Annotated in this window: 16 protein-coding genes and 1 pseudogene (1 of these 17 running past the window's edge); 10 read left to right on the top strand and 7 right to left on the bottom strand. The window is 75.5% G+C overall.

The window, feature by feature from the left end; translation table 11 throughout:
- Positions 1–722, bottom strand: a pseudogene (locus ACFW1I_RS02140) (hypothetical protein); it reaches 37 nt to the left of the window's first position.
- Positions 723–812: 90 nt separating this feature from the next.
- Here ACFW1I_RS02140 and ACFW1I_RS02135 point away from each other — a divergent pair.
- From ACFW1I_RS02135 to amaP, 5 genes are read left to right on the top strand one after another with little or no spacing between them, the layout of a single operon-like run.
- Positions 813–1,268 (top strand): Asp23/Gls24 family envelope stress response protein, encoded by a 456-nt coding sequence (locus ACFW1I_RS02135; RefSeq protein ID WP_384665236.1) that lies wholly within the window; start codon positions 813–815, stop codon positions 1,266–1,268.
- A gap of 47 nt (positions 1,269–1,315) precedes the next feature.
- Positions 1,316–1,507 (top strand): hypothetical protein, encoded by a 192-nt coding sequence (locus ACFW1I_RS02130; protein WP_384665235.1) that lies wholly within the window; start codon positions 1,316–1,318, stop codon positions 1,505–1,507.
- 6 nt (positions 1,508–1,513) lie between these two features.
- Positions 1,514–1,873: an Asp23/Gls24 family envelope stress response protein gene (locus tag ACFW1I_RS02125; protein WP_384665232.1), complete on the top strand. Its 360-nt coding sequence runs from the start codon at positions 1,514–1,516 to the stop codon at positions 1,871–1,873.
- Entirely contained in the window at positions 1,870–2,493 is a 624-nt protein-coding gene (locus ACFW1I_RS02120; RefSeq protein ID WP_384665230.1) for a DUF6286 domain-containing protein, read from the top strand. The genes ACFW1I_RS02125 and ACFW1I_RS02120 overlap by 4 nt, the downstream gene beginning before the upstream one ends.
- A 7-nt stretch (positions 2,494–2,500) precedes the next feature.
- A complete protein-coding gene (gene amaP / locus ACFW1I_RS02115; protein ID WP_384665228.1) occupies positions 2,501–3,100 on the top strand; it encodes an alkaline shock response membrane anchor protein AmaP in 600 nt (199 codons plus the stop codon).
- A 17-nt stretch (positions 3,101–3,117) separates the two neighbouring features.
- Here amaP and ACFW1I_RS02110 read toward each other — a convergent pair whose 3' ends face one another.
- The 6 genes from ACFW1I_RS02110 to ACFW1I_RS02085 all read right to left on the bottom strand — a co-directional run bounded on the left by ACFW1I_RS02110 (position 3,118) and on the right by ACFW1I_RS02085 (position 8,635).
- Positions 3,118–3,873 (bottom strand): SDR family oxidoreductase, encoded by a 756-nt coding sequence (locus ACFW1I_RS02110; protein WP_384665226.1) that lies wholly within the window; start codon positions 3,871–3,873, stop codon positions 3,118–3,120.
- A 4-nt stretch (positions 3,874–3,877) separates the two neighbouring features.
- Positions 3,878–5,662, bottom strand: a complete 1,785-nt coding sequence (locus tag ACFW1I_RS02105; RefSeq protein WP_384665225.1) for a glycoside hydrolase family 15 protein — start codon at positions 5,660–5,662, stop codon at positions 3,878–3,880.
- A gap of 34 nt (positions 5,663–5,696) precedes the next feature.
- A complete protein-coding gene (locus tag ACFW1I_RS02100) occupies positions 5,697–6,566 on the bottom strand; it encodes an SURF1 family protein (RefSeq protein ID WP_384665223.1) in 870 nt (289 codons plus the stop codon).
- A 101-nt stretch (positions 6,567–6,667) separates the two neighbouring features.
- Positions 6,668–6,901, bottom strand: coding sequence for a hypothetical protein (locus ACFW1I_RS02095; RefSeq protein ID WP_051787423.1), 234 nt, complete (start codon positions 6,899–6,901; stop codon positions 6,668–6,670).
- A 64-nt stretch (positions 6,902–6,965) separates the two neighbouring features.
- Positions 6,966–7,940, bottom strand: a complete 975-nt coding sequence (locus tag ACFW1I_RS02090) for a DEDDh family exonuclease (RefSeq protein WP_384665221.1) — start codon at positions 7,938–7,940, stop codon at positions 6,966–6,968.
- The gene (locus tag ACFW1I_RS02085) at positions 7,937–8,635 is read right to left on the bottom strand and encodes a TetR/AcrR family transcriptional regulator (protein WP_384665219.1); all 699 of its coding nucleotides are present in this window, start codon (positions 8,633–8,635) and stop codon (positions 7,937–7,939) included. Before ACFW1I_RS02085 ends, ACFW1I_RS02090 begins: the two co-directional genes overlap by 4 nt.
- Before the next feature lie 142 nt (positions 8,636–8,777).
- On the opposite strand from ACFW1I_RS02085, the gene ACFW1I_RS02080 reads away from it, so the two are divergent.
- The 5 genes from ACFW1I_RS02080 to ACFW1I_RS02060 all read left to right on the top strand — a co-directional run bounded on the left by ACFW1I_RS02080 (position 8,778) and on the right by ACFW1I_RS02060 (position 13,915).
- Entirely contained in the window at positions 8,778–9,575 is a 798-nt protein-coding gene (locus ACFW1I_RS02080; protein ID WP_384665217.1) for an acetoacetate decarboxylase family protein, read from the top strand.
- Complete coding sequence (locus ACFW1I_RS02075; RefSeq protein ID WP_384665215.1) at positions 9,575–10,459, top strand: SDR family NAD(P)-dependent oxidoreductase; 885 nt, start codon at positions 9,575–9,577, stop codon at positions 10,457–10,459. The genes ACFW1I_RS02080 and ACFW1I_RS02075 overlap by 1 nt, the downstream gene beginning before the upstream one ends.
- 11 nt (positions 10,460–10,470) lie before the next feature.
- Positions 10,471–11,754, top strand: a complete 1,284-nt coding sequence (locus ACFW1I_RS02070) for an amidohydrolase family protein (protein WP_384665213.1) — start codon at positions 10,471–10,473, stop codon at positions 11,752–11,754.
- The gene (locus tag ACFW1I_RS02065; RefSeq protein WP_384665211.1) at positions 11,751–12,977 is read left to right on the top strand and encodes an amidohydrolase family protein; all 1,227 of its coding nucleotides are present in this window, start codon (positions 11,751–11,753) and stop codon (positions 12,975–12,977) included. The genes ACFW1I_RS02070 and ACFW1I_RS02065 overlap by 4 nt, the downstream gene beginning before the upstream one ends.
- Positions 12,978–13,201: 224 nt before the next feature.
- Positions 13,202–13,915, top strand: a complete 714-nt coding sequence (locus tag ACFW1I_RS02060) for a VIT family protein (protein WP_384665210.1) — start codon at positions 13,202–13,204, stop codon at positions 13,913–13,915.
- The last annotated feature ends 55 nt before the right edge of the window (positions 13,916–13,970 follow it).

The following is a 13,970-nucleotide window of genomic DNA, read 5'->3' as shown; positions in this document are numbered from 1 at the left end:
TCCGCCCCCCCCCGCGCGCCCGCCGGGGCCGGGCCGGGCCCCCGGGGCCGTCGGCCACCCCCGAACCCCCCCCCGCCCCCGCCGCCCCCACCGGCCCCCCCCCCCCCCGCCGCTGCGCGGGCCGCCCGGGCCACCTCCGCCGGCGGGCGGTCACCCGCCACCGCGCACTCCACCCGGACCGCCTCCGCCGTCCGGTGCACCGGCGCGCCCAGCGCGTCCGTCACCGCCGCCACGCCCGGCACCCGCAGCACCGCCACCGCCACCGGGTCGTCCGCCGCCGGCGGGGTCCGGTCCGGCGGCGGGGGAGCGGGCTCCGTCGCGGGCGCCTCCTCCAGCAGGTCGGTCACCCGCAGGTCGACCTCCGTCACCGCCAGGCCCAGCCCCTCCGCCGCCGCGAGGAGCACCGCCCGTACCTCGTCCGCCGTCTCCGGCAGCGGCCGTCCGGTCGCCACCACGGCCAGCTCCGCCCCGATCCGCAGCGGCCCGGCGGGCAGCCCGCCCGGCGGCACCGGGAACGGCCCCGCGTCCGCCGCCTCCGCCGCCGCGCCGATCCGCAGCGGGCCCGGGACCGCGCCCCGTACCCCCGCGACCGCCCGGTCCAGCACCTCCCGGGCCGCGCGCTCCGTGAGCCAGGTCCCGTCCGCCGCCGTGCCGAGCGGCAGCAGCCTGCCCGGCGCCAGGCGGTCGCGCACCGCCGCCGTCCAACCGTCACCCGTGGTCATTGCCCCAGCCTGCCGTATCCCCGGAGCGGTGTCGGGGAACCGCCCTTAGTGTGAGCGAAGAAGCCCGAAATATCCCGGAAGGGGCATTCCATGACGGACAGTGAACGCAGCGGCGAGAGCACCCAGGTCACCCGCAAGGGCGGCGGCGCCGCCGCCACCCGGGGCCGGACGACCATCGCCGACGGTGTGGTCGAGAAGATCGCCGGAATGGCCGCCCGGGACGTCGTCGGCGTCCACGCCATGGGCAGCGGGCTCTCCCGCACCTTCGGCGCCGTCCGCGACCGCGTCCCCGGCGGGGGCGGCGGCAAGGCGAGCGTCACCCGCGGCGTGAAGGCCGAGGTCGGCGAGGTGCAGACCGCCCTCGACCTGGAGATCGTCGTCGACTACGGCGTCTCCATCAGCGACGTCGCCGGAGCCGTCCGCGAGAACGTGATCGCGGCCGTCGAGCGGATGACCGGACTGGAGGTCGTCGAGGTCAACATCGCGGTCAGCGACGTGAAGCTGCCCGACGAGGAGGAAGAGGAGCCCGAGTCGCGGCTCCAGTAGCCGACCGGCACGGGCGACGGAGCGCAGGGCTCGGAAAGGGGTTCAGCATGAGCATGGCAGTGGTCGGCCTGCTGGCCGGCATGGGTCTCGGCTTCGCCGGGTACTTCGGCGGATTCGGGGCGTTTCTGCTGGTCGCGGCCCTGGGGGCGATCGGCTTCGTGGCCGGCCGCTTCCTCGACGGCGACCTCGAACCCGGCGATCTGCTCCGGGGCCGCGACCGCGGCGACCGGCGGCGGTGAGGCCGGGTGCCCACGGACGTGACGGAACGGCCGCCGGTCCGCGAGCGGGGCGCGACCACGATCGCCGACCGGGTGGTCGCCAAGATCTCCGCCCAGGCCGCCCGGGAAGCCCTGGGCGGCGTGCCGGAGGGCGGCCACAAGCCGCACGCCTCGGTCGTCGTGCACCGGGACGCCGCCCGCATCTCGATCAGCCTCGAACTCGGCTACCCCACGGACATCGGCCGCCGCTGCGGCGCCGTCCGCGGCCGGGTCCGCAGCCGGGTCGAGGAGCTCGTCGGCATGGAGGTCCACGAGGTCTCCGTCCACGTCGAGCGCCTCCACTCCCCGCACACCGCCGCCGCCGCCAGGAAGGGCCGGCTGGCATGACGACACCCGAACGGCCCACCGGCGCGCCGGAACCCGAGGACGTCCCCGTCCTCGCCGGAGGCGGCCCGGACACCGAACGGGTCCGGCGCTTCTGGTCCGTCCGGCGCATCCCCGCCGCCCTGCTCGCCGCCGTCGTCCTCGGCGCCGCCGGACTGCTGCTGTACGACGTCGCCGCCGTCCGGGCCGACCGCAGCGCCATGAGCTGGCGGCGCGAACTCGCCGACGACCTCGCGACCCGGCCCCTCGACAGCGCCACCGCCCTCGCGGTCGCCGGCGCCGCCGTCCTGCTCGGCGTCTGGCTGCTGGTCCTGGCCGCCACCCCCGGCCTGCGGGCCGTGCTGCCGATGCGCCGCGCCCACCCCGACCTGCGGGCCGGGCTCGACCGGGACGCCGCCGCGCTCGCCCTGCGCGACCGGGCCATGGAGGTCTCCGGCGTGCAGTCCGTGAAGGTCCGGGTCGGCCGCGCCAAGGTCGCCGTCCGGGCCGTCTCCCACTTCCGTCCGCTCGACGACGTCCGGGCGGACGTCCGGCACGTCCTCACCGCCGGCGTCGAGGAGCTCGGGCTCGCCCGCGCCCCCGCGCTGACCGTCCGGGTGGACCGCCCGCCCAAGAAGGGGTGATCCGCCCGTGCACGCACCCGTCACCGCCGTCCTGCGGCGCGTCAACCGTGTCCTGCTCGGCCTCGCCGGGCTGCTCCTCGTCCTCGCCGGCGGCGTCGTCCTCGCCGCCGGCCTCGACCTGCCCGTCCCGTCCTGGTGGCCCTGGTCGGGCCCCGGCGACGTGCTCCTCACCACCGCCGACCGGCGGCGGTGGCGGGAGGAGGGCTGGTGGTGGCCGACCGTCATCGCCGTCCTCGGCGTCGTCGTCCTGCTCGCCCTCTGGTGGCTGATCGCCCAGTTCCGCCGGGCCCGGCTCGCCGAGGTCCTGGTCGACACCGGCGACGGCGACGCCGCCGTGCTGCGCGGCCGGGCCCTGGAGGACGTCCTGGAGGCGGACGCCGCCGCCCAGGAGGGCGTGGCCCAGGCCAAGGTGGCCCTCACCGGCCGCCGCACCGCCCCCCGCACCCGGATCGCGCTGCTCCTGGAGCCGTACGCCTCCCCGGGCGAGGCGCTGGCCGGCCTCAGCGGCGAGGCACTGGCCCGCGCCCGCACGTCGGCGGGCCTGGACGCCCTGCCCACCGAGGCCCGGCTGCGGGCGGTCAAGCACCGGGCCCGCCGGGTGACCTGACGCCGGGCCCGTCCCGGTCAGAAGCCGTGGCGGGCGCCGCCGTCCACCGGCAGCATCAGCCCCGTCAGATAGGACGCGGCCGGGGAGAGGAGGAAGGCGGCCGTGCGGCCGAACTCCTCCGGGGTGCCGTAGCGGCGCAGCGGGATCGCCAGCTCGTTGGCGGAGCGGGCGGCCTCCGCGTCGCCCGAGAGGGCGTCGAGCTGCCGCACCCGGTCGGTGTCGATCCGGCTCGGCAGCAGACCGACCACCCGGATCCCGCGCGGGCCCAGGTCGTCGGCGAGGGACTTGGCGAAGCCGGCGAGTCCGGGGCGGAGCCCGTTCGAGATCGTCAGGCCCGCGATCGGCTCGTGCACCGACCCCGACAGGACGAAGCCGATCACCCCGCCCTCGCCCAGCGTCTCGGCCGCCGCCCGGGCGAGCCGCACCGCGCCGAGGAAGACGGTGCCGAAGGCCGCCGTCCACTCCTCGTCGGTGTTGTCCGCGGCGAAGCCCGGCGCCGGGCCGCCGACGCTGATCAGGATGCCGTCGAAGCCGCCGAACCGGGCGCGGGCCTCCGCGATCAGCCGGGCCGGGGTCGCCGGGTCGTCGTTGTCGGCGGCGAGGCCCGCCGCGCCCTCGCCCAGCTCGGCGACCGCCTCGGCGACGGTCGCCTCCTCGCGCCCGGTGATCAGCACCCGGGCGCCCTCGGCGAGCAGCGCCTCCGCGGAGGCCCGGCCGAGCCCCCGGGTCGCGCCGGTGACGACGTACACGCGGTCCTTCAGTCCAAGATCCATGGACCTATCCTGCCGTCTCGTCGCCGGGCAGCGCGAGCGCCGTCCCCACCAGTCCGATGTGGCTGAACGCCTGCGGGAAGTTGCCGAGCTGCCGGCCGCTCACCGGGTCGTACTCCTCCGCCAGCAGCCCCACGTCGTTGGTCAGCCCCACGAGCCGTTCGAACAGCTCCCGGGCCTCCTCCTGCCGCCCGGTCATCCGCAGCGCGTCGGCCAGCCAGAAGGAGCAGACGAGGAAGGTGCCCTCCCGCCCGGGCAGCCCGTCGACCGCGCCCGAGTCGGGGCTGTAGCGCCGCACGAAGCCCCGGTGGGTCAGCTCGGCCCGGACCGCGTCCACCGTGCCGACCACCCGGGGGTCGTCCGGCGGCAGGAAGCCGACCCGGGGGATGAGCAGGGTGGCGGCGTCCAGCTCGGCGGAGCCGTACGACTGGGTGAAGGTGTTCCGCCCGGGGTCGTACGCCTTCGCGCACACCTCCGCGTGGATCTCGTCCCGCAGCGCCCGCCAGCGGTCCGGCTCCCCGGGCAGCGACGGGTCGGCCTCCAGGGTGCGCACCGCCCGGTCGGCCGCGACCCAGGCCATCACCTTGGAGTGGGTGAAGTGGCGGCGCGGTCCGCGCACCTCCCACAGCCCCTCGTCGGGGTCGCGCCAGTGCGACTCCAGGAAGCCGAGCAGGCTCAACTGGAGGTTCCAGGCGTGCCGCTCGGGCGGGATGCCGGCCTCGCGCGCCAGGTACAGGGAGTCCATCACCTCGCCGTACACGTCGAGCTGGAACTGGTCGACGGCCGCGTTCCCGGTCCGCACCGGGGCCGAGTCGGCGTAGCCGCGCAGCCAGGGCAGCGAGGTCTCGGGGAGCCGCCGCTCGCCCGCGGGCCCGTACATGATCTGGAGGTCGGCGGGGTCGCCGGCGACCGAGCGGAGCAGCCAGTCGCGCCAGGCGGCGGCCTCGTCGGCGTATCCGGCGGCGAGCAGCGCGCCGAGGGTGAGGGAGGAGTCGCGCAGCCAGCAGGCCCGGTAGTCCCAGTTCCGCACCCCGCCGATCTCCTCCGGCAGGGAGGTGGTGGGGGCGGCCACGATCCCGCCGGTGGGGGCGTAGGTGAGCGCCTTCAGGGTGATGAGGGAGCGGACCACGGCGGAGCGGTACGGGCCCCGGTAGGCGCAGCGGGCGGTCCACTCCCGCCAGTCGGCGAGCGAGTGCTCCAGGGCCTCGAAGGGGTCCACGAGCGCGGGCCGCCGCTCGTGCGAGGGGTGCCAGGTGAGGACGAAGGCCACCCGTTCCCCGGCGGTCACGGTGAAGGCGGAGCAGGTGGCGTACTGCTGGCCCCAGGTCTTCACCGGCGGCTCGCTGCGCAGCCAGACGGCGTCGGGCCCGGCGACGGCGACCCGGTGGCCCTCGGAGCGCCGCACCCACGGCACGATCGAGCCGTAGTCGAAGCGGAGGCGGAGCACGGCGCTCATCTCGACCCGGCCGCTGACGCCCTCGACGATCCGGACGACGTCCGGGGCGCGGTCCCGCTGGGGCATGAAGTCGGTGACCTTGACGGTGCCGGTACGGGTCTCCCACAAGGTCTCCAGGACCAGGGAGTCCTCGGCGTAGCGGCGGGAGGCGCAGGTGACGGCGCCCTTGGGGGCGATCCGCCAGTGGCCGTTGTCCTCGTCGCCGAGGAGGGCGGCGAAGCAGGCGGCGGAGTCGAAGCGGGGCAGGCACAGCCAGTCGATCGACCCGTCGCGGCCGACGAGCGCGGCGGTCTGGAGATCGCCGATCAGGGCGTAGTCGTCGATGCGTCGGGTCACGCTCTGGGCTGTTCCCGCAAGCGGCGACGGTCAATCAGCGGGGCGAGGTGGCCTGAATCGCGCTGTCGTCCCCTTGCGGGGCCGCGGGGGTCTCCTCCGGGCTCTCCTCCGGGCTCTCCTCCGGGGTTCCCTCCGGCGTGTCGTCGCCGGCCGCCGCCGCGGCCTCCCGGTCGCGCTTCTCGCGGCGCACGAGGACGAACCAGCCGACCGGCACGCCGGCGGCGAAGAGCCACCACTGGACGGCGTACGCCATGTGGGCGCCGATCGAGTCGTGGTCCGGCTCGGGGATCTGCTCGGGGGAGCCGCCGGCCGCCGCCGGTCCGGTCTGCTCGACGTAGCCGCCCAGCACCTCGCGGCCGATCAGCTCGGCCTGCTGGTCGCTGCTGATGAGCATCACCTGACGGTCCGGCAGGCCCTTGAGGTCCTTGATGCCGCTGGCGCCGGTGGTCTCGTCGGCCTTGAGGCGGCCGGTGACGGTGACCTCGCCCTTCGGGGCGGGCGGGACGTCGGGGTAGTCGCGCTGGTTGGCGGCGCCGGGCACCCAGCCCCGGTTGACGAGGACGACCTTGCCGTCGTCCAGGACCAGCGGGGTGAGGACGTGCGCGCCGACCCGGTCGTCGGAGGAGGTGCGGCGGCGGACGACCACCTCGTGGGCGGTGTCGAAGGTGCCGGTGGCGGTGACCTGGCGCCAGTAGTCGGCGCGGGGGACGACATGGCCGGGGGAGGTGAGCTCCTCGACCGGGACCGGCCGGGCCTCCAGGTTGTCCGCGATCAGGGTGTTCTGGGTGACCCGGCGTTCGTGCCGGTGGAACTGCCAGAAGCCCAGCTCGATCATCACGGGGATGAGGACGAGGGCGACGAGGGTGAGGATCACCCACTGCCGGGACAACAGGAAGCGGTACACCCCATGACCGTACCCCCGGGGCGGCGGGGCGTCCGCACAGGGGGTCGGGTGACCGGCGTCACCCGACCCGGATCGTTTCTTCCCCGGTGTACGGGGGCGGTTCACACCCGGTCGACGATGCCCGCCTTCCCCTCCGCGCGGGCGCAGTGGGCGCCGCAGTACCAGTTCCCCTCGACCTCGACGCCCTGTCCGATGATCTGGACCCGGCAGTGCTCGCAGATGGGCGCCATGCGGTGGATGGCGCAGGCGAAGCAGTCGAAGACGTGCACCGCGCCCTGCGCGTGCACCTCGAAGGACATGCCGTAATCGTTTCCGCAGACCTCACAACGTGCCATGCGCCACAGGGTGGGGCCCCGGGCCCGCGCGCGCCGCGCGGCACGCCCGCCGGGGGCGGGGGTGTCACCCGTCTGCCGGGGCGACGTCCCGCAGCAGGTGGGCGTAGGCGGCCTCGTCGAGGATCGGGGTGCCGAAGCTCTTCGCCTTGACCGTCTTGGAGGTGCCGGCGTCCGGGTCGTTGGTCACCAGCAGGCTGGTGAGCCGGGAGACCGAGGTCGCGACGTGCAGTCCGGCCTCGACCGTGCGGTCCTCCAGGAGTTCGCGGTCGACGGAGGTGTCGCCGGAGAAGGCCACCCGCATGCCCTGCTTGAGCGGCTTGTCGCTCTCGTACCGGCCGGGGTTGGGGTACGGGCAGGCCGGCCGCTTCCGGGAGGGGCGCCAGCTCCCCGCCCGGTACGAGGACTGGGCGCCGATCAGCGGGCGGGCCGGCGCGGCGGCCCACTCGGTGAGCGGGCGGCACTCCAGGAGCGGCAGCCGGACGCCCCGCTCCGCCGCCGCGTGCAGGCTCGGGCGGAAGGCCTCGGCGAGCACGCGCGCGTCGTCGAGGGCGTCGTGCGCGCGCTGCTGCACCACCCCGAAGTGGGCGGCCAGCGAGGAGAGCTTGTGGTTGGGCAGCGGCAGCGCCAGCTCCTTGGCGAGCGCGATGGTGCACAGCCGCTGCTTCACGGGCGCGGTCCGCTCGGCGCGCGCGTACTCCCGGGCGATCATCTGCCAGTCGAACATCGCGTTGTGCGCGACGAGGACGCGGCCGTCGAGGCGGGCCGAGAACTCCTCGGCGATCTGCGCGAAGAGCGGCGCCCCTTCGAGGACGTCGCTGGTGAGGCCGTGGATCCAGACCGGTCCGGGGTCCCGCTCCGGGTTCACCAGCGTGTACCAGTGGTCCTCCACCCGTCCCTGCGCGTCGAGGCGGTAGACGGCGGCGGACACGATCCGGTCGTCGCGGGCGAGACCGGTGGTCTCCACGTCGACGACCGCGTAACCCTGGGGGTACGCGGCCGGCCATGTCGCTGCTGTCGTGCGGTCGTCGAGCATGGTCACTGAGAATACGGCCCGCGACCGACACTCCCGTCCCCGGTGTCCGGCTTGTCCCTGATGTCCCCCGCGGCGGGTGCCGGGGAGCCGGCCAGGAGGCCCTCCACCAGCGCGCGTACCGAGGCCGCGAAGAGCCGGTCCGTCTCCACCGGGGCGGCCAGCGCGCGGGCGAGCGGCGGGTCGGCGTCGGCGGTCTCGGCGTCCCACAGCTCCTGGTCGGCCGGCGACTGGGCGGGCGCCCGCTCGCGGTTGCGCTCCACCAGGACGTAGCCGACGACCTGGAAGGCGACCGCCCGGACCAGCTCCGCCGCCCGCTCGCCGCGCAGCCCGGCCGCGTGCGCCTCCCGGACCAGCGCCCGGTGGGCGGGGAGGAACATCCGCTCCGTCAGGCCCCGCTCGTGGACCATCGCCACCAGGTGCGGGCGCTCGCGCAGCGCCCGGCGCAGGGCGTGCGCCACCGAGCCGATGCGCTCCGCGGGGCCGTCCCCGTGCGGCCGGATCGCGCCGAGGTCGGTCACCGTCCGCTCGGCCAGCGCGTCGAGCAGCGACTCGCGGTTGCCCACGTGCCAGTAGATCGAGGTGACCGCCGTGCCGAGCGCGGCGGCGAGCCCCCGCATGGTGAGCCCGTCCGGCCCGTGCGCGCGCACCAGGGCCGCCGCCGTGTCCAGGACCTCCTCGCGGCTGAGCGCCGGGCGTGCCATCCGCGTCCCCCCTGATGGTTCGTCAATTCCCTCCGCGCACACGTCTTTACCCTCCCCGGCTGGCGGTGTAACAGTGTTACAGGCCGAGGGTCCCGGAGCCGTGGCGCCGAGGGACCGTATCCGTCCGGAAGGGTGGTACGACATGGCACGAGTACGGTACGGGGCGCGCACCGCGGCGGAGAGCGCTGCCGCCCGCGCCGCCGCCGCGAAGCTCCCCGACATCTGGTCCACCGGGGTGGTCGCCCTCTGGGAGACCGACCCCGACGCGGTCGCGGCCGTCCTGCCGCCCCCGCTGAAACCCACCGGGCGCCCCCTGGTCCGGGTCACCATCAGCAAGGTCGACCTGCCCGGCTATCCGCTCGGCGCCGGCTCGGTCTCCGTGGCCGCCGCCCACGGCGCCACCGAGGGCTGGTATCCGCTGGTCATGCCGATGACCCACGAGCGGGCCCTGATCGGCGGCCGGGAGGTCTTCGGCGAGCCGAAGAAGCTCGGCGAGGTCGTCGTCGAGCGCGACGGGCTCGTGGTGGGTGCCCGGCTCGCCCGGCACGGCATCGCCTTCGTCGAGGTGCGCGGCGCCGTCTCCGGCCCGCTGCCGCTGCCCGAGCCGGTCGAGAAGACCGACTTCTACTTCAAGTTCCTGCCCGGCGTCGAGGGCTCCGGCTTCGACGCCGACCCGGTCCTCGTCCACTGCGTCCGCAACGAGAAGGTCCGCAGGCTGGAGCGGATCACCGGCGACGTCGTGCTGCGCGAGTCCATGTACGACCCCGTCGCCGACCTCCCGGTCCGCCGGCTCGTCGAGATCACCCTCGGCGAGAAGACCTCCGACCAGCGCGGCCGGGTCGCCGAGCGGGTCTCCGCGGAGGCCCTGCTGCCCTACGTCCACCAGCGCTACGACGACCCCGCGCAGATCCTCGACGGCCCCCCGGAAGGAAGCGTCTGATGGAACTCCGGGAAGGACAGGTCGCCGTCGTCACCGGCGCCGCGAGCGGCATCGGCCGGGCGATGGCCCGCCGCTTCGCCGCCGAGGGACTCGCCGTCGTCCTCGGCGACGTCGAGCCCGGACCGCTCGCCGAGGCCGCCGACGAACTGATGGCCGAGGGGGCGCAGGTCCTCGCCCGGACCGTGGACGTCTCCGACCCGGGGGCGGTACGGGCCTTCGCCGACGCCGCCTACGACACCTTCGGCGCCGTCCACGTCCTCTGCAACAACGCCGGCGTCGGCTCCGGCGCCGAGGGCCGCATGTGGGAGCACGAGCCCAACGACTGGAAGTGGGCCTTCTCCGTCAACGTCTGGGGCGTCTTCCACGGCATCCAGGCGTTCGTGCCCCGGATGCTCGCGGCCGGCGAACCCGGCCACGTCGTCAACACCTCGTCCGGCGACGGCGGCATCGCCCCGCTGCCCACCGCCTCCGTCTACGCGGTCACCAAGGCGGCCGTCGTCACCATGACGGAGTCCCTCTACGCCCATCTGAAGGCCGAGCACGCGCGCGTGGGCGCCTCCGTCCTCTTCCCCGGACCCCACATGCTCCGCACCGGACTGTGGGAGTCGCACCGCAACCGGCCCGAGCGGTACGCCAAGGAGCGCCCGCGCCGGACCCCGTACCGCACCCTCGACCAGTGGGAGGCCGCCATGAAGGAGGCCGGCCACGAGATCGCCTTCACCCCCGTCGAGGAGGTCGCCGAGCACGTCGTCGACGGGATCAGGGCCGACCGGTTCTGGATGCTCCCGGCGAGCGAGCACAGCGACCGGCAGATCAGGGCGCGCTCGCAGTCGATGCTCGACCGCGCCGACCCGACCTATCTGGAGAGCTTCATCCTCGACTGAGGGGGGTGGCCATGAGCCACGAGGACCCGTATCTGATCATCTCCTCCGACTGCCACGCCGGGCTCCCCACCGAGGAGTACCGGCCCTACCTGGAGGCCCGCTTCCACCGGGCCTTCGACGACTTCCTCGCCGGCCGGCAGGCCCGCCGGGAGGCCATGACCCGCCTCGGGGTCCGCAACGAGGACTTCGCGGCCAAGTGGTTCAGCGACCACGAGGAGGGGCTGCGCGGCGGCTGGGACCACGCGCAGCGGATCAAGGAACTGGACGGGGACGGCGTCGCCGCCGAGGTGGTCTTCCCCGACGCGGACGCCGTCGACAGCCAGACCGCCGCCCCCTTCGGCGTCGGCCTCGGCCTCTCCGGCGACCAGGACCCCGAGCTGGGCATGGCGGGCGCCAAGGCCCACAACCGCTGGCTCGCCGAGTTCGTCGCCCACGACCCGGCCCGGCACTGCGGCGTCGCCCTGCTCCCCGTCACCGCCGACGTCCGCGAGGTCGTCGCCGAGGTCCACCGGGCCAAGGAGTCCGGGCTCGGCGCCCTGATGATCCCGTCCATGTGGGTGGACAAGGCGCCCTACCACGACCGGCGGTACGACCCGGTGTGGGCGGCCGCCGCCGAGACCGGGATGCCGGTCGTCACCCACTCCGGGGCGGCGCCCCGCGAGGAGTACGGCGACCACCTCGGCATCTACGTCTCCGAGGTCACCTGGTGGCCCGCCCGGCCGCTGTGGTTCCTGCTCTGGTCCGGGGTCTTCGAGCGCCACCCGGGGCTGCGGTTCGGGGTCGCCGAGTCGGGCTGCTGGTGGCTGCCGAACCTGCTCTGGTTCATGGACCGGCTCTACCTCGGCGCGCACGGCGGCAAGAAGCTCTCGCCCTTCGCCGAGCTGAAGCGCCCGCCGAGCGAGTACCTGGACCGCCAGGTCTTCGTCTGCGCCACCAACACCAAGCGGCGCGAGCTGGCGCAGCGGTACGAGATCGGCGTCGACAACATCCTGTGGGGCTCGGACTTCCCGCACCCGGAGGGCACCTGGCCGAACACCCGGACCTGGCTGCGGAACACCTTCCACGACATCCCGGTGGAGGAGACCCGGCGGATGCTGGGGCTCGCGGCCGCCGAGGTCTTCGGATTCGATGTCCGCACCCTGGATCCGATCGCCAGGCGCATCGGTCCCACCCCCGCCGACCTCGGCCAGCCGGCCGACCAGACCGCCGTCGAGGCGTCCTGGGCCCGCTCCCGCGAGACCGGCCGCCACTGGCTCACCGGCGGCGACTTCCCGGTGATCGGAGCCACGGCATGACCGACCGCCACACCGTGATCTCCGCCGACTGCCACGCCGGCGCCGACCTCCTCGACTACCGGCCCTACCTGGAGAAGCGCCACCACGACGACTTCGACGCCTGGGCCGCCACCTACGTCAACCCGTACGAGGACCTGCTGGCCGACACCGCCGACCGCAACTGGAACTCCGAGCGGCGGCTGCGCGAGCTGGAGGGCGACGGGATCGTGGCCGAGGTCGTCTTCCCCAACACCATCCCGCCGTTCTTCCCCTCCGCCTCCCTGATGGCCCCGGCCCCCACCCGGGAGGAGTTCGAGCGGCGCTGGGCGGGGCTGCGCGCCCACAACCGCTGGCTCGCCGACTTCTGCGCGCAGGCCCCCGGCCGGCGCGCGGGCGTCGCGCAGATCCTCCTCAACGACGTCGACGAGGCCGTCGCCGAGATCCGCCGCACCCACGCGGCCGGACTCACCGGCGGCGTCCTGCTCCCCGGCACCCCGCCGGGCAGCGGACTGCCGGAGCTGTACTCGGAGACGTACGACCCGATCTGGGCCGTCTGCGCGGAGCTGGGCGTCCCGGTCAACCACCACGGCGGCTCCGCCTCCCCGCCGCTCGGCGACGAACCGGCCGCCCGGGCCGTCTTCATGGTGGAGACCACCTGGTTCTCCCACCGGGCGCTGTGGCACCTGGTGTTCGGCGGCGCCTTCCGCCGCCACCCCGGGCTCCGGCTGGTCCTCACCGAGCAGGGCTCCGGCTGGATCCCCGGGGTGATGGAGATGCTGGACTACTACCACGGGCGGCTCGTCGCGGCGGCGAGCCGGGCGGCCACCGCCGAGTCCAAGTTCGGCGCGGGCCTGGCGGACTCCATGGGGCGCAGCCCCGGCGAGGTCTGGAGGGAGAACTGCTTCGTCGGCGCCAGCTTCATGCGCCCGCACGAGGTGCCGCTGCGGGACCGGATCGGCCTCGACAAGATCATGTGGGGCAGCGACTACCCGCACGACGAGGGGACCACCCCGTACTCCCGGGAAGGGCTCCGGCTCGCCTACGCGGGCCTGCCGCGCGAGGAGGTGGCGGCGATGGTCGGCGGCAACGCGGCCCGCGTCTACGGCTTCGACCTCGCCTTCCTGGACCGGCTCGCGGCCGTCCACGGCCCCACCGTCGAGGAGATCGCCACCCCCCTGGAGAAGATCCCGCCCGACGCCACCAGCCCGGCCTTCGCCCCCGGCGGCTCGGTCCGCGTCTGGTGACGGACCGGGGCGCGCCCCGGGGCGACCGGCCCGGGGGGGGGGGCCCGCGCGCCCCGGCCCCCGGCGCCCGGCGCCCCCCCCGCGGCGTGGCGCCCGCGAGTGCGCCCGGCGGGGCGCCCCCCCGGGCGCCCCCGGCGGGGGCGCCCCCCGGGGCGACCGGCCGGGGCGCGCCCCGGGGCGGGTCGGTGCGTGTCCGCGGGGGCGGGGGGTGCGACCCTCCAGGGGTGAGCGCATCCTCCGTTCCCGACCCGGCCCACGGCGGTGGTCTCGGGTCCCGGCTCAACTGGCTCCGGGCCGCCGTGCTCGGGGCCAACGACGGCATCGTCTCCACGGCCGGCCTGGTCGTGGGCGTCGCCGGCGCCACCGAGTCCCAGGCCGCCCTCCTCACCGCCGGACTCTCCGGCCTGCTGGCCGGCTCCCTCTCCATGGCGGTGGGGGAGTACGTCTCGGTCTCCGTCCAGCGCGACTCCGAGGACGCCGCCCTCGCCACCGAGAAGCGCGAGCTGCGCGAGAGCCCGGCGGCCGAGCTCGACGAGCTCACCGCGCTCCTCACCGCCCGCGGCCTCAGCCCCGCCGTGGCCCGCGAGGCCGCCGAACAGCTCACCGCGCGCGACGCCCTCCGGGCCCACGCGCGCGTGGAGCTGGGCATCGACCCCGACGACCTCACCAACCCCTGGCACGCGGCCTGGGCCAGCTTCCTCGCCTTCACCGTGGGCGCCCTGCTCCCGCTGCTCGCGATCGTCCTCCCGCCCGCCTCCGTCCGCCTCTGGATCACCGTCGCCTCGGTCCTCGCCGCCCTCACCCTCACCGGCTGGTGGGCCGCCCGGCTGGCCGCCGCCCCGGCCCCGAGGGCCACCCTCCGCACCGTCGCCGGCGGCGCGCTCGCCATGGCCGTCACGTACGCGGCGGGCTCCCTCCTGGACGTGGCCGGGGTCTGACGCCCGGGCCCCGCCCGAGGGCCCTTGTCGGAAGCCGCCAAACACTGCTGACAAG

This window comes from Streptomyces sp. NPDC058955, from assembly GCF_042741435.1.
Lineage (GTDB): Bacteria > Actinomycetota > Actinomycetes > Streptomycetales > Streptomycetaceae > Streptomyces.
This window is presented reverse-complemented; position numbering and strand designations above follow the sequence as displayed.